Here is a 20913-nt window from a genome sequence, read left to right as displayed (position 1 = left end):
CCTCGCAATCGCTCGCCTGTGACAGCAGATGTCCGTGAGGCATTCACCACTGAACGTAGTCAGGCTGACACAATCCGTAGAGTGTCTTGATGGACACGTACTGCTAACCCCGGTGCGGTAGCGATCTATCGGCGCGGGCGAGGCGCGGTCAGCGGCGCAGGAACTCCCGCAGGTGGGCGAGCAGGGCCTCCGGGCGTTCCTCGGCGATGAAGTGCCCGCACTCGGGGATCTCGGCGGCGGTGACGTCGTCGGCGTACTGCCGCCAGATCTCCTCCGACGGCAACCGCGCCGGCAGCCCCACCGACCCCCACAGGGCCAGCACGGGCATGGTCAGGCGGCGCCCCGCGGCGGCGTCCTCGTCGTCGAGCGCGAGGTCGTGCTCGTGCGCCCGGTAGTCGTCGAACCCGGCGCGCAGGGCCCCCGGACGGCCGAACGCCCGGACGTAGACGTCGACCGCCTCGGCGGGCAGGCCGTGCCGGTTGTACGTCCAGCGCTCGAAGAAGTACTCCAGATAGCCCCGTACGTCATGCCCCACCAGGCGTTCGGGCAGGTCGGGCTGCAGGTGGAAGAGCCAGTGCCAGTAGCCGGCGGCCACGGACGCGTCCAGGCGGCGGAACATCTCGCGCGTGGGGACGATGTCCAGCACCGCGACCTTGCCGACCTGGTCGGGGCGGTCGAGCCCCCAGCGGTGGGCCACCCGCGCGCCGCGGTCGTGCCCGACGACGGCGGCCCGCCCGAACCCGAGCGCGTCCACGAGCCCAGCCATGTCCGCGGCCATCCGCCGCTTGTCGTAGCCGCCGGCCGGCTTGTCGCTCAGCCCGTATCCCCGCAGGTCGGGGGCCACCACCGTGAACTCGGCCGCCAGCGGCTCGATGACGTGCCGCCAGCAGTGACCGGTCTGCGGCCAGCCGTGCAGCAGCACCACCAAGGGCCCGTCGCCGGCCCGCGTGTAGTGCAGCCGGATTCCGTCCACCTGCGCCACGCCTGTCGTCGTCATGCCCCCAGTAGATCATGGGACGATCCCATGACCCGATAAAGGCCGAAAAATAGGGGCATTGACGAAAAATCCTTACATGGTACTCATAGATCGAGTCGGAAAGTTTCAGGACCCCCCACCGAGACCGTCCAGAGCTCACCCGAGGAGGACGCGCATGGCGCGCACCCAGCCCCCCGAGACCCCCATCGACTTATACGCCGCGGTCCAAGGAGAGGTCTCCTGGTTCTGCTGCGGCACCGCCTGGGGACCGTGCAGCACCACAGGCAAGGGCGCCTGTGGCACCTGCAACTCCGGCAGCCTCCAGCACGCCTGGCCCAACACCTCCGACGCCTGCTGGGCCATCACCCACCCCGACACCTGCGGCTTCAACCTCTCCCGCCGGACCTGTGGCTTCCAGCACCGCACCACCAACCTGTGCAGCGGCGTCAGCGTCGTCACCTCCATCGCCGACTGCGGCCCGCAGACCGACCTGTTCTGCGGGGAGCGGAGCTGCTGCGGCTCGACGTGCGCCACCGACCGGATCATCGACCTCACGCCGGCGGCGTACAGCAAGATCGCCAGCCTCTCCACCGGCCTGCGTCCCTGCTCGATCGACGCGGCGTGAGGGGGCGACGATGACCAGCAGAAGAGACATGCTCAGGTCCGCCCTGCTCGGCGGCGGCGCCACGGTCGTGGCCGCGAGCGCGATGGGCTCGCTCGGTCCCGAGGCGGCCTTCGCCAACACCGCGCTCGACGTCGACCCGGGCGCCCCCGACCCCAACTTCGCCGAGGGCCGGATCCGTTCGATCAAGGACAACACGCTGCTCGTCCTCGGCTCGAACATGGTCATCCACAACATCAAGGTCGTGGACGGCACGAGCCTGTGGAAGCTCGGCCCCGTGGCGTTCGACGCGGCCAAGCCCGGCGACGGCCTGTACGCCCGCGGCGTGCGGATGCCGGACGGCACCCTCGCCGCCGAGTCGGTCTGGCTCAACATCGTCAACATCAAGGGCCACATCAAGAACATCACCGACAAGACCATCCACCTCGACCACAACGGCAAAGAGGTGCTGTGCCACGTCGTGGCCGGCAAGTCGGTCGCGATCCACTCCGAGTCGCCGGCCACCTCGGACCTGTCGATGCTGAGGGTCGCCCAGCACGTGCAGATCCTCGGCGCCTGGCGGCCCGACACGAACGAGGTCGACATCGCCACCGTCTTCTCCCCGCACTAGCCAAGGAGCCTGAGCATGAACGGGATCGCCGCGACGCAGCCGTACGTGATCGCCCTGTTCCTCGCCTGGGCAGGCCTGATGAAGCTGTTCAGCCGGCGGATGCGGGTACAGGCGGGGCAGACCGCCCTGGCCCGGCTGGTCGGCGCGGCGCGCGCGGTCCCGGCGCTCCGGATCGTCGGAGTGGCCGAGCTCGCGGTGGCCTCCGTCCTGCTGCTGCCGCCCGTCTCGCCGTGGGAGGGCGCGATCGCCGCGCTGCTCTCCGCCGGGTTCCTGGCGTATCTCACCTATTCGTACGTGGCCGCGCCCGCCGCGTCGTGCGGCTGCCTCGGCGCCCACTCCAAGCCGGTGGACGTGCGGGCCTTCGCCCGCGCGGGGCTCCTGCTGGCCGCGAGCCTGCTGGCCGTCCCGGCGGACCAGGGCCCGCCGCTGGTCGCGCTCGGCCTGGCGGAGGCCGTGGCCCTGATGGCGCTTTCCGCGGAGCTGGACCGCTACTGGCTGACCCCCTTGCGGCAGCTGCGCGTACGGCTGCGCGGCCCGCTGGCCGTGCCGCCGTCGGAGCAGGTCCCGCTGGGCGCCTCGCTGCACCTGCTCTACCGCAGCCCCGCCTACTGCTCGGCGTCCGCGCAGATCACCTCCGACGTCCAGGACACCTGGGACGAGGACGGCCTGCGGTTCGTCGTCTTCGGGGCCCGCGAGCGCACGGCGGTCTTCGCCGTCCCCCTCGCCGGGAACGACCCCTCGCGCATCCTGGTCACCCTCGTGGGTGCGTGACCCGGCACCACCATCCATCACCCGAAAGAGGTCGACACCATGCGATTACGTGCTCGGCTCGCGTCAGGGGCGGTGCTCGCCGCCGGCCTGCTGACGGCTCAACCCGCGCTCGCCGCCCAGGCCGCGCTCCCCTTCCACGCCGACTCCGGGGACCAGTGCCTGCGCGGGGTCACGGAAGGGACCCTGGAATGGGCCGAAGAGCCCGTCGTCAGGGTGAACGGCTTTCTGGCCGACGACGCGCCGATCTCGTCGTGCGCCCCGGACAAGATGTATTCGCAGGCCACCTTCTCCGCCTACAAGGGCACCACCCTCGTCGACTCCGAGGTGGCCAAGGCGGACGACAGCCAGTTCACGATCGCCCTCGCGCTGTCCGACCCGGCGGGGGTCGCGTCCATCGATCGCGTGGTCGTGCAGGTGTGCCGGTTCAGCAGCTCCCCGGTCGGGATCGGCTACTGCGGCAGGGCCGCCGAGTACAAGGCGCCCTGAGCCGTGGGGACACCCGTGCCCGTCCGCGCGGGGACGGGCACGGGTGATCGTCAGCTCAGGATCACGGAGCCGCGGGGCGTGTCCAGGATCGCCCGCAACGCCGCTTCCGGCCCCTCCGAGACCTCCAGCTCCGCCTCGACCGCGGCCAGCTCGCGGCGCAGCGCGCCGGGATCCGGGTGGGTGGCGGTGAAGGAGGCCAGGCGCGCCTGCGGCAGCCCGGAGGCGGCCGGGTGCGCGGTCCGGCCCCAGTCGATGAGGAACGGCACCGGATTGATCGCCGCAGGGTCGGCCCACCTGGTCAGGCGCCACTCCAGCAGCGTGCCCGCAGGCGTGCGGCGCGAGAGCGGCTGGACCTCGCCGGGGTCGACGCCGAGCGCGCGGGCCCGCCGTACCGTCTCGTCGATGTCGGCGGGCCGCACCGCCCACCCGGCGAGCCGGGGCACGGTGAGGGTCTCCAGGCCGAACGCGCGTGGCCGCGCGCCCGGCACCGCCGGGTCCGGGCCGATGATCTCCAGGTACGCGGCCGGCCCCAGGCCGACCAGGTAGTTGGCGGTGCCGCCCGGGTGGCTGCCGCCCGCCACCGGGGTCACCCCGGTGGCCTCGGCGAACGTGATGACACCCGCGGCCAGGTCGGGCACCGCGTAGACGAGGTGGTCGAGCTCCGCCGTCATGACGCCGGCTCCTCGACGGGCTCGCCGAGCGAGAGCATCAGGCGGTTGGCCCAGTTGAAGAACGCGGCCGCGTGGATGACGTCGCTGATCGCCAGGTCGTCGAGCCCGGCCGCGCGCAGCGCCTCGACGTGGTGCGCGCCGAACTCGGCAGGGGTGGCGGCCAGGGCCACCGAGGCGTCGATGATCGCCTGCCACTCCCCGTCCTGGGGCGCGCCGGCCCCCTCGTCGAGCAGCCGCTGCACGTCGTCGGCCCGCTTGGAGTAGTGGGCGGCGAAGCGGGCGTGCACCGAGGCGCAGAACACGCACCCGTTGCGGCGCGAGGTCGCCGTCGCGGCCAGCTCGCGCTCGGCCCGCGGCAGCCCGCCGTCGGGGTTGTAGAAGATGTCGTTGTCGGTCCTGGTCCTGGCCTGCAGGATCGCCGGGTCCCTGGCCAGGAGCAGGAAGTACGGCGACTTCGCGCGGGCCTTGTCGACCAGCGCCTCGTAGTGCTCGTCGGTCAGCTCGTCCGTCTCCAGGGGCGCCAGCCAGGGCTCCCACCCGAGCTGATCCCGCGTGAACGCCAGCTGGGTCATGAGGTCGCTCCGTTCTGCAGGTGACGCAGGCCGGCCACCACGCGGATCTGGAAGGTGAGGAAGGCGACGAGCTGCGACAGTGTCACGACGCCCGTGGTGCTCCAGCCCGCCCGGGCCAGCGCGTCCAGGGACTCCCGGCCGGCCTCCCTGGGCCGGAACACGAGCAGGTGGGCGTGCTCGAACGCGGCGGCGAGCCGCACGCCGAGGTCCCCCGGACGCCGCACGCGGTAGCGCAGCCCCTCGTCGCTCTCCGCCGACAGCGGGCCCTCGCCCGGGTAGACCCCGTACGGCCCCGTCGTGGCCCCGGCCGAGACCTCCGACTCGACCGCCGCGAGCAGCCCGGGCGAGAGCTCGGCCAGCCGGTCGGCGTAGAAGCGCGCGATGCCGGGGTCGTCGTGCAGCCCGGCCACGAAGGCGGCGACCGCGTCCCGCTCGACGAGCGTGATCTCCTCCTCCGTCTCGGGGGTGAACAGCGCGTCGTAGCTGCGCTGGGCGTGCTCGCGGGCGGCGGGCCGGCGGGCGCGCAACCGGTCGAGCGGCGAGCCGGGCTGGATGCCCGCCAGGTGGTCGATGACGTCGGCGATCATGTGGAGCTCAATTCTGTGGAGGGAACCCAGCCGAGCGCGGGCGCGACCTCGGTCGCCAGCAGCTCGATCGAGCGGAGGATGAGCGGGTGCGGCGGGTCCACCGAGTGCACCTGGAGGACCAGGTCGGTGACCCGTTCGAGGGTCGGGTCGGCCTTGAGGCTCTCGATGACGTCCTGCGGCGTGCCCACGTGCACGTCGAACGCGGCGATGCGCCGGTCGAGGTCGCTGTCCGGCAGCTCGAACGGCAGCCGCCCCCGCCCGAGCCCGAGCTCGGCGTAGCGCAGCGCCTCGGCCCGGCTGTCGGCCACGAACGCGGTCCGGGAGGCCATGATCCGCGGGGCCGCGCCAGCCGGCAGGTGTTCGAGGTAGGCGTCCACGATGGGCCGCTGGATCTGGGCCAGCGTGGCCTGCGGGTCGTCGGCCGGGCGGGGCTGCGTGCGCGAGAGCATGAGCCCGTGGCCCGCCTGCCCGGCGCGTACGCCGCCGCCGACCGAGAACGTCGCCTGCCAGACCGCCTCCAGCAGCCTCGGCGCGGGCGGGTAGAGCCGGTTGCCGGCGCCGAGGTCGCCCCCGGACCAGGCGTTGAGCAGCACCGCCAGGTGCTCGGCGTAGACGGCCGAACGCCGCGCGCTGTCGTGCCCGAACGGCGCGAACGACGCGGGCGTCCCGCCGCTGCCCACGCCGACCTCCAGCCGCCCGCCGGTGAGCAGGTCGAGCACGGCGGTGTCCTCGGCCACCCGCACCGGCTGCTCCAGCGGGAGCGTGATGATCCCGGTGCCGAGCCTGATGCGGCTGGTCCGGGCGGCCACGTGGGCCAGGAACACCAGCGGCGCGGGCAGGCCGCCCTCCGTGCCGTCGAAGTGGTGCTGGGCGACCCAGGCCGTGTCGAACCCGTACGCCTCGGCGTGCGCGATCTGCTCGGTGGCCAGGCGGTAGCGCTCGCCCGCGGGCGCGTCGTCCAGCAGCCGGGTGAAGAAGCCGAGCCTCATATCGCCGGCTCCGGGATGGCGGCCAGGAGCTCGCGGGTGTATTCGTGCCGGGGTTCGGTGAAGACCCGCCGGGTCGTTCCTGATTCCACGATTGTTCCCTTGTTCATGACGGAGACGGTGTGCGAGATCTGGCGCACCACCGCCAGGTCGTGCGAGATGAAGAGATAGGTCAGCCCCAGGTCGCGCTGGAGCTGATCGAGCAGGTCGAGGATCTGCGCCTGCACGGTCACGTCGAGGGCGGAGACGGCCTCGTCGAGCACGACGACCTCGGGCCCGGCCGCCAGCGCGCGGGCGATGGCCACCCGCTGCCGCTGCCCGCCGGACAGCTCGCGCGGCCTGCGGGCGAGCACGTCCCGCGGCAGCGCGACCCGGTCCAGCAGGTCGAGCACGCGGGCGCGGCGCTCGGCCCGGTCACCCAGCCGGAAGTTGCGCAACGGCTCCTCCACGATGTCGCCGATCGGCTGCCGGGGGTCCAGCGAGCCGTACGGGTTCTGGTGGACGAGCTGCACGTGCCGGCGGAACCCGCGGCCATCTCCCGCCCCGGCGATGGTCACCGTTCCCGAGGTGGGCTCGGCGAACCGCACCACCATCCGGGCCGTGGTCGTCTTGCCGGAGCCGGACTCGCCCACGAGCGCGTGCGTGGTGCCGCGGGCCACCTCGAACGAGACCCCGTCCACCGCCCTGAACCCCTTGAACTCCTTGACCAGGTCGCGCACCACGATCGCGGGCTCGCTCCCGGCAGGGGGGTCGCGGAACGGGGACGCCGACAGCGACGGGGCGTCGTTCAGCAGGCGCTTGGTGTAGCCGGCCGCCGGGGAGGCCAGCACCTCGGAGGTCCGGCCCTGCTCCTCGATCCGGCCGCCCTTCATGACCACCAGCCGGTCGGATCGGGCGGCGGCCACGCCCAGGTCGTGGGTCACCAGCAGCAGCGCGGTGCCGGACTCCGCCCGCAGGTCGTCGATGAGGTCCAGGATGCGCCGCTGCACGGTGACGTCCAGGGCGCTGGTGGGCTCGTCGGCGATGATCAGGCGGGGTTCGAGGGCGATCGCGATGGCGATGAGCACGCGCTGGCGCATGCCGCCGGACAGTTCGTGCGGGTACTGGCGGGCCCGCACCTCCGGGTCCGGCAGGCCCACGCGGGCCAGCAGGTCAAGGACCCGGCTCCGGATCTCCCGGCGGTCGCCGCGTTTGTGGATGCGCAGCACCTCGGCGATCTGCGCCCCGACGGTCTTGACCGGGTCCAGCGAGCTGGACGGGTCCTGGGGGATCAGGCCGATCTGCGCGCCGCGTACCGACTCCATGCGCTTCGACGACCAGGTCGCCAGGTCGGCGTCGCCCAGCAGGATGCGGCCCGCGTCCACGGCGCCGTTCGAGGGGAGCAGGCCGATGACGGCGTGCGCGGTGGTGGACTTGCCCGATCCCGACTCGCCGACGACGGCGACGACCTCGCCGGGCTCCACGGTGAAGGAGACGCCCTCGACCGCGCGCCTGCCGTCGTAGGAGACGGCCAGGTCGCGGACCTCCAGCAGGCTCACGCGTGCCTCCCGATCGAACGGCTGATGCGGCCGGCGGCGAGCACCACCGCGACCACGACGGCGCCCGGCAGCGTGGTCAGCCACCATGACGTCGCCAGGTAGTTGCGCCCCTCGGAGATGAGCAGGCCCCACTCGGGCGTGGGCGGCTCGGCGCCGTACCCGAGGAAGCCGAGCGTCGAGATGGCCAGGATGGCCATCCCGAACTGCAGCGCCGCGAGCGCGATGACCGGGCCGAGCGAGTTGGGCAGCACGTGCCGCCACAGCACGGCCGGGAAGCGGCCGCCGCTGCCGAACGCGGCCTCCACGTAGTCGGTGCGCCGCACCCGGACCACCTCCGAGCGCGACAGCCTGGCGAAGGCCGCGACCGAGCCCACGCCGACCGCGACGGCCACGTTCACGGTGCCGGGTCCGAGCAGGATGATCACGGTCAGGGCCAGCAGCAGGCCGGGCACCGACAGCAGCACGTCCACGATCCGCATGACGGCCTCGTCCAGCACCCCGCCGACGGATCCGGCCAGCAGCCCGAGCAGCGTGCCCAGCACCAGGCCCACCGCCACGGCCACGAACGCGCCCGACAGCGAGTGCACGGACCCGTGCACCACCCGCGCGAACAGGTCGCGTCCGACCGCGTCGGTGCCGAACAGGTGGTACGCGCTCGGCGCCTGCAGCTTCTCTGCCGGGACGCCCGCGATCGGGTCGTACCCGGTGAACAGGCCCGGCACCACGGCCCAGAACAGGGCCAGGCCGATCACCGCCCACGCGAGCACCAGCCCGCCCCGGCGCTTCACGAGGCCGCCTTCAGCCGCGGGTCGAGCACCGGGAACAGCACGTCAACCACCAGGTTGACCAGCACGAACACGGCCGCCGCGAGCACCACGATCGCCAGCATCACCGGCGTGTCCTGGGCGTTGACGGCCTGCTCGGTCAGCCGCCCGATGCCGCCGCGCCCGAAGACCGTCTCGGTCACGACCGACCCGGCGATCAGCTCGCCCAGCGTCAGCCCCGCCACGGTCAGGGTCGGCAGCACGGCGTTGCGGGCCACGTGCCGCCACAGGATCCACCACCGCGAGGCGCCCTTGGCCGCCACCACGGGCACGAACGCCTGCGTGGAGACCTGGTCCATGCTGCGCGCCAGCACCTGGGCGATCGGCGCGGAGATGGGCACGGCCAGCGTGAGCACCGGCAGGACGAGCTGCTGCACCGGCCCGCCGCCGATGACGGGCACCAGCTTGAGCCGGAACGAGAACACCTGGATGAGCAGGATGCCCAGCCAGAACGCCGGGACCGACACGAACACCGACGGCACCGACAGCAGCGCGTTCCTGATCCAGGAGGTCCTGCTGTAGCCGGCCGCGAACGCGATCAGCACGGCGATCAGCACCGCCAGCACGAACGCGGCCGAGGCCAGCTTCGCCGTCTCCGGCAGCGCCTCGCCCAGCCGCTCGACGACCGGCGTGCCGGTGTCGATCGAGTAGCCGAACGAGCCGCGCAGGAAGCCGAGCAGGGTGTTCAGGTAGTCGAGGAGCGGCGGGTCGCCGGCGCCGTAGTAGGTCCGGATCTCGGCGATCTGCTGCGGTGACAGGCCCAGCTCGGGGTTCTGGAACTTGATCAGGATCGAGTCGCCGGGCAGCAGCCGCAGCAGCACGTAGCTCGCCGTGAAGGCGATCCAGAGCACGAGCGCCGCCTGCCCGACCCGGCCGAGCAGGTATCTGGTCACTGCTGCGACTTCCACACCGAGTAGAACCACGGCCTGGCGACCGCCTCGAAGGCCACCCCCTGGACGTACGGCGCTCCGCCGTAGACCTGCGGCTCCTCGAAGAGCGGGATCGCGTAGCCCTGGTCGAGCACGTACCGCTGGATCTCGGCGACCTTGGCGTTGCGCTTGGCGACGTCGGGTTCGGCCGACTCCTCCTCCAGCAGCTTGTCCAGCTTGGTGTCGTCGGACAGGATGACGTCGCGGTTCTTGCTGTGGAAGTGGCTCTTGATCACGTCCTGGTCGGCGCGGCCGACCATGCCGTGCTGGATGGCGGTCTTCTCGGCGTTCTTGATGTCCACGGCCTGGGTGCCCGCGTCGGCGGGGCGGATCTCCAGCTTCACGCCGAGCTTGGCCCACTGCTGGCCGACGAGTTCGAGCGTCTGCTTCGACAGCGGCTGCGGGCCGGAGACGAACACGCCGAGTTGCAGCGGCACGCCGTCCTTGGCCCGGGTGCCGTCGGCGCCCCTGGCCCAGCCCGCCTCGTCGAGGAGCCGGTTGGCCTTGGCGGGGTCGTAGGCGAGGTCCTTCGACAGGTCCTCGTAGCCCTGCGCCAGGTGGCTGAGCACCGAGGTGGCCGGCGGGTAGCTGCCGGTGAAGAGGGTGTCGACGACCTCCTTGGCGTTCGTGCCGGCCTGGAGCGCCTTGCGGACCTTGAGGTCCTTCAGGATGCTGTTGCGCGGGCGCAGGTAGAGGCCGTTGTTGACGCCCCGCGTGGGCTCGGCGTAGATCTGGAAGCCCGCGTCCTTGACGGTCTTCTCGTCGTACGCCTGGACGTACCTGACGAAGTCGGCCTGGCCGGAGGTGAGGGCGCCGACGCGCACGTTGTCCTCGGGCGTCACGATGATCTTGATCTCGTCCAGGTACGCGCGGCCCTGGTGCTTCGACGACGGCGGCGCCCAGTTGTAGTCCTTGCGCGCGACCAGGTCCACCTCCTTGTCGACGACCTGGTTCTTCAGCGTGAAGGGGCCGGAGCCGACGATGTTCTTGAGCTGGCACTGCTGCTCGTACGGCAGCGAGATCGTCTTCTTGGACACCAGCCCGGCGCCGATGACCGAGGTGCCCTGGAGGAAGCCGGGCGACGGCTGGTCGAAGTGGAAGCGCACGGTCAGCGGATCGACGACCTCGCTGCGCTCGTAGTTGTTGACGAACTCGGCGACGGGCAGCTTGAGCTTGTCGTCGCCCAGGCCGTAGACGTCGAAGTTGGCCGCCACGGCGGAGGCGTCCAGCGGGCTGCCGTCGCTGAACGTCACGCCGTCGCGCAGGTGGAACGTGTACTCGGTGGCGTCCTTGTTCACCTCCCACTTGGTGGCGATCCACGGCTCGATCTCGAGCGTCTTCGGGTTCTGCCAGGTGAGCTTGTCGGTGATCTGGTTGAGGATGCCGCCGTTGGGATAGAACCCGGCCGCCGGCAGGTAGAGGCAGGTCGGGGGCTGGTGTTCGAGGTAGGTGAGCGTGCCGCCGTAGACCGGCTGCCCGCCGCTCGTGGCCGACTGGGCAGCTCCGCCGCCGCCACAGGCGCCGAGAAGCCCCACGACGGCGAACATCGCGGTGCTCGCCACGGCTGTGGTGCGCAGTCTGGAGGATGACATGGATCTGCCCTTCATGAACGAGGCGGGATGACTCTAAAGGCACTATAACCTACCTACAAAGAAGGGAATACTCCGGGTCACGGTCTTGCCAAGAAAAGTCGCGCGCTCTAACATCCATATATCGACTTGTTAAGTAGGGAATTAGGAGAATCGGTGAACGTGCGCAGGCTTCTGGCGACGACTACGGTCATGGCGTCGATCGCCACTCTCGCCGCGTGCGGGGGCGGCGGGTCCGACAGCGCGTCGGGCGGTCAGGTACAGCTGTCGCTCGTGGCGTACTCCACGCCACAGGCGGCCTACGAGAAGATCATCCAGGCCTTCCAGGCCACGCCGGAGGGCAAGAACGTCACCTTCACCAAGTCCTTCGGGGCGTCGGGCGACCAGAGCCGGGCCGTGGAGGCCGGCCTGAAGGCCGACATCGTCGCGTTCTCCCTCGAGCCGGACATGACCCGCCTGGTCAAGAAGGGCCTGGTCGCCGAGGACTGGAGCACCGGCGAGAACAAGGGCATGATCACCGACTCGGTCGTGGTCATCGCCACCCGCAAGGGCAACCCGAAGAACCTCAAGACCTGGGACGACCTGACCAAGCCGGGCGTCGAGGTCATCACCCCCAACCCGTTCACCTCGGGCGGCGCCCGCTGGAACGTCATGGCCGGCTACGGCGCCAAGTCGAACAAGGGCGCCGACAAGCAGGCCGGCGTGGACTACCTCAACGCCCTGTTCGCCAACGTCCCGGTGCAGGACGACAGCGCCCGCAAGTCCCTGCAGACCTTCACCAGCGGCAAGGGCGACGCCATCCTCGCCTACGAGAACGAGGCGATCTTCGCCCAGCAGAACAACCAGCAGCTGGACTACACGGTCCCGGACTCCACGATCCTGATCGAGAACCCGGTCGCGGTGACCAAGAACTCGGCGCACCCGAACGAGGCCAAGGCGTTCCTGAAGTTCCTCTACACCACGGAAGCCCAGAAGATCTTCGCCGACAACGGCTACCGGCCGGTGGTCAAGGGCGTGCAGGGCGTCTCCTTCCCGGCTCCGCCGGCCCTGTTCACCATCGCCGACCTCGGCGGCTGGCCGAAGGTGACCACCGAGTTCTTCGACCCCAAGGGCAGCGTCATGGCCGACGTCGAGCGCAAGCTCGGGGTCTCGATCGAGAAGTAGCGACCACGTGTCCACACAGACTGTCGTCTCCAGGGCGGCGCTCGGCCAGAAGCGGGGAACCGCGCTCGGGCTGGGCGCGGCCGTCCTGTACCTGAGCCTGATCGTGCTGATCCCCCTGGCAGCCGTGGTGCTGCGCTCGCAGGAGCGGGGGATCGCCTACTTCTGGGACGCGGTCACCACGCCGGACGCCTGGGCGGCGCTCTCGCTGACGATCGGCGCCTCGGCGGTCGTGGCCGTGATCAACCTGGTCATGGGGACGGTCATCGCCTGGGTGCTGGTCCGGGACCGCTTCCCCGGCAAGGCCGTGGTCGACACGCTCATCGACCTGCCTTTCGCGCTGCCCACGATCGTCGCCGGGCTGGTGCTGCTGGCGCTGTACGGCCCGAAGAGCCCGCTCGGCCTCGACCTGGCCTACAGCCGCGCCGGCGTGGTGCTGGCCCTGCTGTTCGTCACGCTCCCGTTCGTGGTGCGCACCGTCCAGCCGGTCCTGCTGGAGCTCGACAGGGACATGGAGCAGGCCGCGGCCTCGCTCGGCGCGAGCACGGCGCAGATCTTCCGGCGCGTCATCCTGCCCAACCTGGTGCCGGCCATGTTGTCGGGCACCGCGCTGGCGTTCTCCCGATCGATGGCCGAGATCGGCTCCGTCGTGCTGATCTCGGGAAACCTCCCGTTCAAGACCCAGGTGGCCTCGGTGCAAATCTTCGGTCAGATCGAAACCGACAACCCGGTCGGCGCGGCGGCGGTCTCCACGGTCCTGCTCGTCGTCGCCCTGGTCACGCTGGTCCTGCTGGACTTGCTGCAGCGATGGGGCAGCCGCCGTGGCTAAATACGGACTCCGCGCGCTCGCCCTCCTCTACCTACTGTTCCTGCTCGTGCTGCCGGTCGTGCTCATCGGCTGGCGCACCTTCGAGAACGGTCTCGGCCCGGTGCTGGAGGCGCTCACCACGCCCCAGGCCCAGTCGGCCTTCCGCGTCACCCTGATCGTCGCGTTCTGGGCCGTGCTGGCCAACACCGTCTTCGGGGTCGGCACCGCGATTCTCCTGGTACGGCATGACTTCCCCGGCAAGCGGCTGCTGAACGCCCTCATCGACCTGCCCATGGCCGTCTCCCCGGTCGTGGTGGGCCTGGCGCTGATCCTGGTCTACGGCCGCTTCGCCCCTGTGGGCGGCTGGCTGGAGAACCTCGGTGTCCAGATCATCTTCTCCGTTCCCGGCATGGTCATGGCGGCCGTCTTCATCTCCCTGCCCCTGGTCATCCGGGAGGTGATCCCCGTACTGGAGGAGCTCGGGGACGAGCAGGAGCAGGCGGCCCGCACGCTCGGCGCCGGCCCCTGGCAGACCTTCCGCCGCATCACCATCCCCGGGATCCGCTGGGCGCTCGCCTACGGCGTCGTGCTGTGCCTGGCCCGGGCGCTGGGCGAGTACGGCGCGGTCGCCGTCGTCTCCGGCCGCCTGGTCGAGAAGACCCAGACGCTGACCCTGTTCGTGGAGGAACGCTTCCAGAACTTCGACGAAGCCTCCGCCTTCGCCGCCGCGACCGCGCTCGCGCTGGTGGCGGTCGTCACGCTCCTGCTCACCAAGATCCTGCGCCCGAAGGGCTGAACCTCATGGCCATCCAAGTAAGCGGCGTCAACAAGGCGTTCGGGGGAACGCCGGTGCTGAGCGACGTCTCCATCGACGTGGCCCCCGGATCCCTGACCGCGCTGCTCGGCCCCAGCGGCGGCGGCAAGTCGACGCTGCTGCGCGTCATCGCCGGGCTGGAGACCCCCGACACGGGCACCGTGCTGATCTCCGGCGTGGACGCCACCAGGCTGTCACCCCAGCGCCGCAACGTCGGCTTCGTCTTCCAGCACTACGCGGCGTTCAAGCACATGACCGTGTTCAAGAACGTCGCCTTCGGCTTGGAGATCCGCAAACGCCCCAAGGACGAGACCCGCAAGCGCGTGATGGAGCTGCTGGAGCTGGTCCATCTGGAGAGCTTCGCCGACCGCTACCCGGCCCAGCTGTCCGGCGGCCAGCGCCAGCGCATGGCCCTGGCCCGCGCGCTGGCGGTCGAGCCGCAGGTCCTGCTGCTCGACGAGCCCTTCGGCGCCCTGGACGCCCAGGTGCGCAAGGAGCTGCGGACCTGGCTGCGCCGCCTGCACGACGAGGTTCACGTCACCACCGTCTTCGTCACCCACGACCAGGAGGAGGCGATCGAGGTCGCCGACACCATCGTCGTGCTGGCCGATGGTCAGGTGAAGCAGATCGGCAGCCCCACGGAGGTCTACGACAACCCGGCCGACCCGTTCGTGATGCGCTTCCTCGGTCCGGTCACCGAGCTGGACGGCCACCTGGTCCGCCCGCACGACATCGAGATCGGCACCGCCCCCGAGAACGGCAGCGTCGCCGCCACTGTCACCCGGGTCGTCCGCCTCGGCTTCGAGGTGCGCGTGGAGCTGCTCATCGACGGCCAGGAGGCCTGGGCCCAGGTCACCCGGAGCACCGTCGAACGCCTGAACCTGCGTCCGGACCAGGTAATCCACGTGTGGCCCAGCCCGGCCGCCCGCTCCCTGGCCCTGAGCACGACCACGGCGTGATGCGGATCTCTGCCCGAACTCACTACGCCCTGCGCGCCGCCGTCGCCCTCGCGGCGGCGCCGCCCGGCCCGGTGCCCGCCGAGAAGATCGCCTCCAGCCAGGACATCCCGCGCCGGTTCTGTGACAACATCCTGCTGCAGCTGCGCCGGGCCGGGCTCGTGCGCAGCCAGCGGGGACCTGACGGGGGCTACTGGCTGGCCCGGCCGGCCGAGGAGATCACCCTCGCCGACGTCATCCGCGTGACGGAGGGGATCGAGGAGGAGATAGAGCGCTTCCCCGGCGTGGCCGGCCCGCTCACCGACATCTGGACGGCGATGCGCGAGCACGAGCACGCCCTGCTGACCGAAGTCACGCTCGCCGACGTCGTCACCACGGCGGCCAAGGACCCCGCCGCCGGCTAGCCGTTCCCGATCGCCCGGCGGGCGTAGGCCCGTACGTCGGCGTCCGGATCGTCAACGACGGCGCGCAGTCCGGCGGCCGCCTCGGAGGCGGTCGCCCAGGGGGTGAGGGCGAGCACGGCGGCCTTGCGTACATCCTGGTTGGCGTCCGAGAGGGCCCCGACCAGCGGCTCGATCGCCGTCGCCGGGTCCGCGGCGGCCAGGCAGCGGGCCGCGCCCACGCGTACCTGCCAGTCGGGGTCCTCCAGCCCCTTGACGGCCCGCGACTCCAGCGGGACGCCCACGGCGCCGGACGCCTCCAGCGCGGCGGCCCTGACCAGCGGGTCGGCGTCGTCCGCGAGCACCGCCAGCGACCCTGCCGGTTTGCCGATGAGGCCGAGGCCCTTCGCCACCCATACCCGCACCTCGCGCGACGGATCGGCGGCGGCCGTGGCCACCAGGTCGGCCTCGTCGAGCGAGACCAGCCCGCGGATCGCCTCGATGCGCACCCGGCGGTCGGGGTCGCCGATCCCCGCCGCGAACGCCTCCCTGTCGCCGAGCCGCAGCGCGCGCAGCACGTCGAGCGCGGTGGCCCGGACGACCGCGTCCGCGCCGGTCAGGCACCCGGCCAGGGCCGCGCCCAGCGAGGGGGTGGCGGGCAGCACCTCGACCAGCTCCCTCAGCCCGGTCGCCGCGGCCCGCCGCACCGTGCCGTGGCCGTCGCCGAGCGCGGCGACCAGCGCCTCCCCCGCCCCCTCGGGGACGGTCTCGGTCAGCGTGGCGATGGCGGCCCGCCGCACCTTGGGGTCGGGGTCGGCGAGGTAGGGGGCGAGCCGCCGCACGTCGGGCTGCTCCTCGGCCAGCCGGTGCAGCTCCAGGATCCGGGGCGAGCGGCCCACGGCCGCCCGCTCCTCGCGCACGCCGTCCGGGCGCCGCACGGTGGCGGCCGACTGCGCGCCCAGCAGCACCGGCTCGCCCGCGACCGGCTCGAACTCGGGCACGGGCACCAGGTACGGCTCCACCGGCCGCTTGACGAACTCCATCGCGCCGTCGGCCCGCTTGCGGAGGTTCAGGTGGAACAGCCACGTGCTGTCGTCGCGGCCGGGCAGGTCGGCGCGCTCGTGGTAGAGACCCCACCGGCTCTCGGTGCGGGTGAGCGAGGACCGGGCGGCCATCTCGGCGCAGTCGCGGATGAACGTGACCTCCGCGCAGCGCATCAGCTCGTGCGGGGTACGCGCGCCCATCGCCGCGATCTCCTCGCGCATCCGCTCGAACGACTCCAGCGCGATGTCCAGCTTGGCGGCCGTCTTCGGCGGGGCCACGTAGTCGTTGACGAAGCGGCGCAGCTTGTACTCCACCTGCTGCTGCGGCGGCCCGTCGGGGTTGGCCAGCGGGCGGTAGACCAGCGCGTGCGCCTCCGCGATCTGGTCCTCCGGCAGGTCCTGCGGCCGGACGTGGTGCTCGGCCGCGTGCGCCCCTGCCAGGTCGCCGAAGACGAACGCGCCGATCATGTAGTTGTGCGGCACGCAGGCCAGGTCGCCGGCCGCGTACAGGCCCGGCACGGTGGTGGCGCCGTGCTCGTCCACCCAGACCCCCGAGGCGGAGTGGCCGCCGCACAGGCCGATCTCGGAGATGTGCATCTCCACGTCGTGGGTGCGGTAGTCGTGGCCGCGCCCGGCGTGGAAGGTGCCGCGGGTGGGGCGCTCGGTGGTGTGCAGGATGCCCTCCACCGCGGAGATCGTCTCCTCGGGCAGGTGGGTGAGCTTGAGGTAGATCGGCCCGCGGGCCGAGGCGATCTCGGCGGCGACCTCGGACATCATCTGCCCCGACCAGTAGTCGGAGTCGACGAACCGCTCCCCCTGGTTGTTGACCTGGTAGCCGCCGAACGGGTTGGCCACGTACGCGCAGGCCGGGCCGTTGTAGTCCTTGATGAGCGGGTTGATCTGGAAGCACTCGATGCCGCTGAGCTCCGCGCCCGCGTGGTAGGCCATGGCGTGGCCGTCGCCGGCGTTGGTGGGGTTCTCGTACGTGCCGTAGAGGTAGCCGCTGGCCGGCAGCCCGAGCCGCCCGCTGGCGCCGGTGGCCAGGATCACGGCGCCGGCCCGCACCGTGACGAACCGCCCCGACCTGGTGTCGAACCCGGCGACCCCGACCGCCCGGCCGTTCGAGGTGAGGACCCTGACCGGCATGACGCGGTTCTCGATGCGGACCCGTTCCCTGATGTCGCGGCGGCGCAGCACCCGGTAGAGGACCTTCTTGACGTCCTTGCCCTCGGGCATCGGCAGGACGTAGCTGCCCGAGCGGTGCACCCTGCGCACCGCGTACTCGCCGTACTCGTCCTTGTCGAACTTCACGCCGTACCGCTCCAGGCGCCGGACCATCGCGTGGCCCCTCGTGGCGGTCTGGTAGATCGTCTTCTGGTTGACGACGCCGTCGTTGGCCCTGGTGATCTCGGCGACGTAGTCCTCGGGGGTGGCCTTGCCGGGGATGACGGCGTTGTTGACGCCGTCCATGCCCATGGCCAGCGCGCCGCTGTGCCGTACGTGCGCCTTCTCCAGCAGCAGGACGTCGGCGCCGCGCTCGGCGGCGGTGATCGCGGCCATCGTGCCCGCGGTGCCGCCGCCGACGACGAGCACCTCGCACTCCAGGCTCAGGCGGTCCTCGATCGGGGGGATCTCCATCTACAACTCCTCCAGAATCCTGGCGCGCAGTTCTTTCCGGTCGCCGCCGGCCACGCCGAGCACCGAGCGGACGTCCTGGCCGCCCAGCACCACAACGCGGTCGGCGAGCAGCAGCGCCTCGTCCACGTCGTGGGTCACGAAGATCACGGTGGCCCGGGTGCCGCGCAGCACGTCGAGCAGCAGGCGCTGCATCTGGGCGCGGGTCTGGGCGTCCAGCGCGCCGAACGGCTCGTCCATCAGCACGGCCCTGGGCGTCCCGGCCAGCGCGCGGGCGAGCTGGACGCGCTGCCGCATTCCGCCGGACAGCTCGCGGGGCAGCTTGTCCTCCGCCCCCGCGAGGCCCACGCGCTCGATCCACTCGCGGGCCTGCTCCGCGCGCTCGCGCCGCGCCACTCCCCGGATCTTCAACGGCAGCTCGACGTTGCGCCGGACCGACCGCCACGGCAGCAGGCCGTCGTCCTGGAAGACCATCGCGCGCTCTCCCGACGTGCCCGCGACCGCGGCGCCGTCCGCGAGGATCCGCCCCTCGTACGGCGGCAGCAGCCCGGCCAGCGCCCGCAGCAGCGTGGACTTGCCGGAGCCCGAGGCCCCGACGACGACCAGCACCTCGCCCGGCACGATCTCCAGATCGACCTCGCGCAGCACCAGGCCGCCGCCGTAGCCGAGGGACAGCCCGTCGAGGGCGAACCCCAGCCCCGCCGTCATCGCCCGCTCCCTTCCGCCCGGGGCAGCCAGCGGGTGATCCGACGGCCGACCAGCTCGACCACGGCCGAGGTGAGCCAGCCGAGCAGGCCGATGGTGATCATCCCGACGATCACCGCGGGGTAGTCCACGAGCGTGTACGACTGCCAGGTCCGGTAGCCGATCCCGAACTCGCCGGAGATCATCTCGGCCGAGATCACGCAGATCCACGACACGCCCATGCCGACCGACAGCCCGCCGAACACGCCCGGCAGGATCCCGGGCAGCACGACGTACCGGAGCACGTGGCGGCGTCCGCCCCCGAGCGTCCTGACCGCGTCCTCCCAGAGCGTCGGCAGCGCCCGCACGGCGTGGCGCGTGCTCACCATGATCGGGAAGAACGCGGCCACGAACGTGATGAACACGATCCCCTGCTCGTCCGTCGGGAACAGCAGGATCGCCACCGGCACCAGCGCGATGGCCGGGATCGGGCGGACGGCTTCGAGCAGCGGCAGGAGCACGTCACGCGTGCGGCCCGACCTGCCCACGAGCACGCCCACCCCGATGCCCGCCACCGTGGCCAGGCCGAAGCCGGTGAGGATGCGGATCAGGCTCTGGAGCAGGTCGAGCAGGTAGACCTGGGTGGCGAGCTGCCTGGCCGCCTCGCGGGCGATCTCGTCGAGCGTCGGCAACCGGTCGAACCTGAGCCACAGCCGGGCGTCGGTGACGGTGAGCAGTTGCCACAGGCCGGCCGCCGCCGCCACCGACGCCACCCTGACGGCCCACCGCCCCTTCCCGGCTCGGGGCGGCGCGGGGACCTTGCGCGCCTTCTGCGAGCCGGTCGTCTCGCGTGGGAGTACCTCGGCGCTCGTCATGCGTCGCCGCCCCGCCCGGCCGCCTTCAGCGCGGCCTCGTAGGTGACGGGCTCGGTCCTGGGGTGCGCCTTGCGGTAGGCGTCGGCGCCGTCCTGCGTGGTGAACGGCAGGAACCGCGACCGCTCGGGCGCCGCCGGGTCCCGGAGCCAGACCGAGCCGTCGGCGAACCACCGGGTGCCCGTGGTCGTGTCGGGCACGTACGCGGCGCGCACCGCCGTACCGGCCTTGGCGATCTGGCGCAGCAGGCAGGTCGGCGTGGCCGCGGGCTGCGTCGTCGCCGCGCCGGCCGGCCACAGCTCGGACGCTGTCCTCGGGTCGGTGACCTGACCGCCGCAGACGGGGTCGGCGCCGGTGATCCGGGCGGGGTTCGCGGTGGAGGCCAGGTCCTTGTCGTACGAGGGGCCGTATGCCTTGCGCAGGTACGCGTCGTCGACGAAGGAGGAGACGTCCACCCCGGCGAAGTCGGTGCCGATGCGCTTGAGGAACGGCACGTCGTGCTCGTGCGCCGCCTTGAGCTGCGGCTTCAACGTGACGTCGAACGTGGAGATGCCGCCGGGGCCGTTGTAGAGGTAGACGACCTCGGCGGGCAGGCCCGTGGTCCCGGCCACGGACTCGGCGGCCTCCAGCGGGTGCTCGTGCAGGTAGCGGGTGGCGTCGATCTGCGCCTTGAGGAAGGCGTCCACGACCTCGGGGTGCTCCTTCGCGTACGCCTGACGCACCACCACACCATGGAACGTGGGCACGTCCAGCGCGGAGCCGTCGTAGATCAGCCGCCCCTTGTGCTGGAAGACCAGCAGCCCCGGCCAGGCCACGAACTGCGCGTACGCCTGCACGCCACCCGACTCGAGCTGGGAGGCGCCCACCGCGGGCTGGTGGTTGACCACCTCGACCCCCGTGACGCCGGCCTTCTCCAGGGCCTGGACCAGCGTCCCGTGCCCGGCCGAGCCCAGGCTGGCGGAGATCTTCGCACCCTTCAGGTCCGCGAGGGTCCTCGCCTCGGAGCCGGGCGGGACGACGACCATGTTGAGGCCGCCGCGCAGGTTGTAGCCGGTGATCGAGACCAGCTCCGTGCGGGCGGCCGGGATGCCCTGGGTGCGGGAGGCGTTGATCAGGAGCGGGTAGTCGCCCATCGAGCCGATGTCGATCTTCCCGGCCACCATCTTCGCGGTGATGGGGGCGCCGGTGTCGTAGTCCTGCCACTCGACGGAGTACCTGCCGCCGAGCCGCTTCTCCAGGTAGCCGAGCGAGCGCAGCAGCGTGCCCGCGGTCACCGTATTGATGGTCTTCGACTGGTATCCGATGACGATCTTCGTCTTGCCGTCGCCGCCCGCCGCGCCGGTGACCGAGCACCCGGCCGCCGCCAGCAGCGCGACGGCCGCCAGGGCCCTGCGCATCG

General features: G+C 71.7%; 22 protein-coding genes. 9 read left to right on the top strand and 13 right to left on the bottom strand.

Annotated elements, in window-relative coordinates; translation table 11 throughout:
• Positions 1 to 148: 148 nt before the first annotated feature.
• Entirely contained in the window at positions 149 to 997 is an 849-nt protein-coding gene (locus tag H4W80_RS43245) for an alpha/beta fold hydrolase (RefSeq protein ID WP_192790360.1), read from the bottom strand.
• A gap of 154 nt (positions 998 to 1151) precedes the next feature.
• Between H4W80_RS43245 and H4W80_RS43240 the strand changes: the two genes are divergently transcribed.
• Genes H4W80_RS43240 through H4W80_RS43225 form a run of 4 tightly spaced genes read left to right on the top strand, consistent with a single transcriptional unit; the run spans position 1152 to position 3465 of the window.
• Entirely contained in the window at positions 1152 to 1601 is a 450-nt protein-coding gene (locus H4W80_RS43240) for an RlpA-like double-psi beta-barrel domain-containing protein (RefSeq protein ID WP_192790359.1), read from the top strand.
• 10 nt (positions 1602 to 1611) lie between these two features.
• Entirely contained in the window at positions 1612 to 2208 is a 597-nt protein-coding gene (locus tag H4W80_RS43235) for a cell wall protein (protein ID WP_225963969.1), read from the top strand.
• Between the two features lie 15 nt (positions 2209 to 2223).
• Complete coding sequence (locus H4W80_RS43230) at positions 2224 to 2979, top strand: MauE/DoxX family redox-associated membrane protein (RefSeq protein WP_192790358.1); 756 nt, start codon at positions 2224 to 2226, stop codon at positions 2977 to 2979.
• Positions 2980 to 3018: 39 nt separating this feature from the next.
• Entirely contained in the window at positions 3019 to 3465 is a 447-nt protein-coding gene (locus tag H4W80_RS43225; protein ID WP_192790357.1) for a hypothetical protein, read from the top strand.
• Positions 3466 to 3515: 50 nt separating this feature from the next.
• Here H4W80_RS43225 and H4W80_RS43220 read toward each other — a convergent pair whose 3' ends face one another.
• From H4W80_RS43220 to H4W80_RS43185, 8 genes are read right to left on the bottom strand one after another with little or no spacing between them, the layout of a single operon-like run.
• Positions 3516 to 4136 carry a VOC family protein gene (locus H4W80_RS43220; protein WP_192790356.1) on the bottom strand — a complete coding sequence of 207 codons (621 nt, stop codon included), beginning with the start codon at positions 4134 to 4136 and terminating at the stop codon, positions 3516 to 3518.
• Positions 4133 to 4708: an alkylhydroperoxidase domain protein gene (locus H4W80_RS43215; RefSeq protein WP_192790355.1), complete on the bottom strand. Its 576-nt coding sequence runs from the start codon at positions 4706 to 4708 to the stop codon at positions 4133 to 4135. The genes H4W80_RS43220 and H4W80_RS43215 overlap by 4 nt, the downstream gene beginning before the upstream one ends.
• Positions 4705 to 5295, bottom strand: a complete 591-nt coding sequence (locus tag H4W80_RS43210) for a CMD domain protein (protein WP_192790354.1) — start codon at positions 5293 to 5295, stop codon at positions 4705 to 4707. The genes H4W80_RS43215 and H4W80_RS43210 overlap by 4 nt, the downstream gene beginning before the upstream one ends.
• On the bottom strand, positions 5292 to 6284 hold the full coding sequence (locus H4W80_RS43205; protein ID WP_192790353.1) for a putative FMN-dependent luciferase-like monooxygenase: 993 nt from the start codon (positions 6282 to 6284) through the stop codon (positions 5292 to 5294). Before H4W80_RS43205 ends, H4W80_RS43210 begins: the two co-directional genes overlap by 4 nt.
• A complete protein-coding gene (locus tag H4W80_RS43200; RefSeq protein ID WP_318787319.1) occupies positions 6281 to 7819 on the bottom strand; it encodes an ABC transporter ATP-binding protein in 1539 nt (512 codons plus the stop codon). Before H4W80_RS43200 ends, H4W80_RS43205 begins: the two co-directional genes overlap by 4 nt.
• Positions 7816 to 8607 (bottom strand): ABC transporter permease, encoded by a 792-nt coding sequence (locus tag H4W80_RS43195; protein ID WP_192790351.1) that lies wholly within the window; start codon positions 8605 to 8607, stop codon positions 7816 to 7818. The genes H4W80_RS43200 and H4W80_RS43195 overlap by 4 nt, the downstream gene beginning before the upstream one ends.
• Positions 8604 to 9536, bottom strand: coding sequence for an ABC transporter permease (locus H4W80_RS43190; protein WP_192790350.1), 933 nt, complete (start codon positions 9534 to 9536; stop codon positions 8604 to 8606). The genes H4W80_RS43195 and H4W80_RS43190 overlap by 4 nt, the downstream gene beginning before the upstream one ends.
• On the bottom strand, positions 9533 to 11164 hold the full coding sequence (locus H4W80_RS43185) for a TIGR04028 family ABC transporter substrate-binding protein (RefSeq protein ID WP_192790349.1): 1632 nt from the start codon (positions 11162 to 11164) through the stop codon (positions 9533 to 9535). Before H4W80_RS43185 ends, H4W80_RS43190 begins: the two co-directional genes overlap by 4 nt.
• A gap of 159 nt (positions 11165 to 11323) precedes the next feature.
• Here H4W80_RS43185 and H4W80_RS43180 point away from each other — a divergent pair, with 159 nt between their 5' ends.
• Genes H4W80_RS43180 through H4W80_RS43160 form a run of 5 tightly spaced genes read left to right on the top strand, consistent with a single transcriptional unit; the run spans position 11324 to position 15304 of the window.
• Positions 11324 to 12325: a sulfate ABC transporter substrate-binding protein gene (locus H4W80_RS43180; protein ID WP_318787318.1), complete on the top strand. Its 1002-nt coding sequence runs from the start codon at positions 11324 to 11326 to the stop codon at positions 12323 to 12325.
• Positions 12326 to 12332: 7 nt separating this feature from the next.
• Positions 12333 to 13151 (top strand): sulfate ABC transporter permease subunit CysT, encoded by an 819-nt coding sequence (cysT, locus tag H4W80_RS43175; protein ID WP_192790348.1) that lies wholly within the window; start codon positions 12333 to 12335, stop codon positions 13149 to 13151.
• The gene (locus tag H4W80_RS43170) at positions 13144 to 13926 is read left to right on the top strand and encodes a sulfate ABC transporter permease (protein WP_192790347.1); all 783 of its coding nucleotides are present in this window, start codon (positions 13144 to 13146) and stop codon (positions 13924 to 13926) included. Before cysT ends, H4W80_RS43170 begins: the two co-directional genes overlap by 8 nt.
• Before the next feature lie 5 nt (positions 13927 to 13931).
• Positions 13932 to 14903 carry a sulfate/molybdate ABC transporter ATP-binding protein gene (locus H4W80_RS43165; RefSeq protein ID WP_192790346.1) on the top strand — a complete coding sequence of 324 codons (972 nt, stop codon included), beginning with the start codon at positions 13932 to 13934 and terminating at the stop codon, positions 14901 to 14903.
• Positions 14903 to 15304 (top strand): RrF2 family transcriptional regulator, encoded by a 402-nt coding sequence (locus tag H4W80_RS43160; RefSeq protein ID WP_192790345.1) that lies wholly within the window; start codon positions 14903 to 14905, stop codon positions 15302 to 15304. The genes H4W80_RS43165 and H4W80_RS43160 overlap by 1 nt, the downstream gene beginning before the upstream one ends.
• On the opposite strand, the gene H4W80_RS43155 is transcribed toward H4W80_RS43160, so the two are convergent.
• Genes H4W80_RS43155 through H4W80_RS43140 form a run of 4 tightly spaced genes read right to left on the bottom strand, consistent with a single transcriptional unit; the run spans position 15301 to position 20911 of the window.
• Entirely contained in the window at positions 15301 to 17961 is a 2661-nt protein-coding gene (locus H4W80_RS43155; RefSeq protein WP_192790344.1) for a fumarate reductase/succinate dehydrogenase flavoprotein subunit, read from the bottom strand. The two genes, H4W80_RS43160 and H4W80_RS43155, sit on opposite strands and share 4 nt — an antisense overlap.
• Entirely contained in the window at positions 17962 to 18666 is a 705-nt protein-coding gene (locus H4W80_RS43150) for an ABC transporter ATP-binding protein (RefSeq protein WP_192790343.1), read from the bottom strand.
• The gene (locus tag H4W80_RS43145) at positions 18663 to 19517 is read right to left on the bottom strand and encodes an ABC transporter permease (protein ID WP_192790342.1); all 855 of its coding nucleotides are present in this window, start codon (positions 19515 to 19517) and stop codon (positions 18663 to 18665) included. The genes H4W80_RS43150 and H4W80_RS43145 overlap by 4 nt, the downstream gene beginning before the upstream one ends.
• Complete coding sequence (locus H4W80_RS43140; protein WP_225963968.1) at positions 19514 to 20911, bottom strand: ABC transporter substrate-binding protein; 1398 nt, start codon at positions 20909 to 20911, stop codon at positions 19514 to 19516. The genes H4W80_RS43145 and H4W80_RS43140 overlap by 4 nt, the downstream gene beginning before the upstream one ends.
• Positions 20912 to 20913: the final 2 nt, after the last annotated feature.

Origin of the sequence: Nonomuraea angiospora (assembly GCF_014873145.1) — a bacterium.
GTDB lineage: Bacteria > Actinomycetota > Actinomycetes > Streptosporangiales > Streptosporangiaceae > Nonomuraea > Nonomuraea angiospora.
This window is presented reverse-complemented; position numbering and strand designations above follow the sequence as displayed.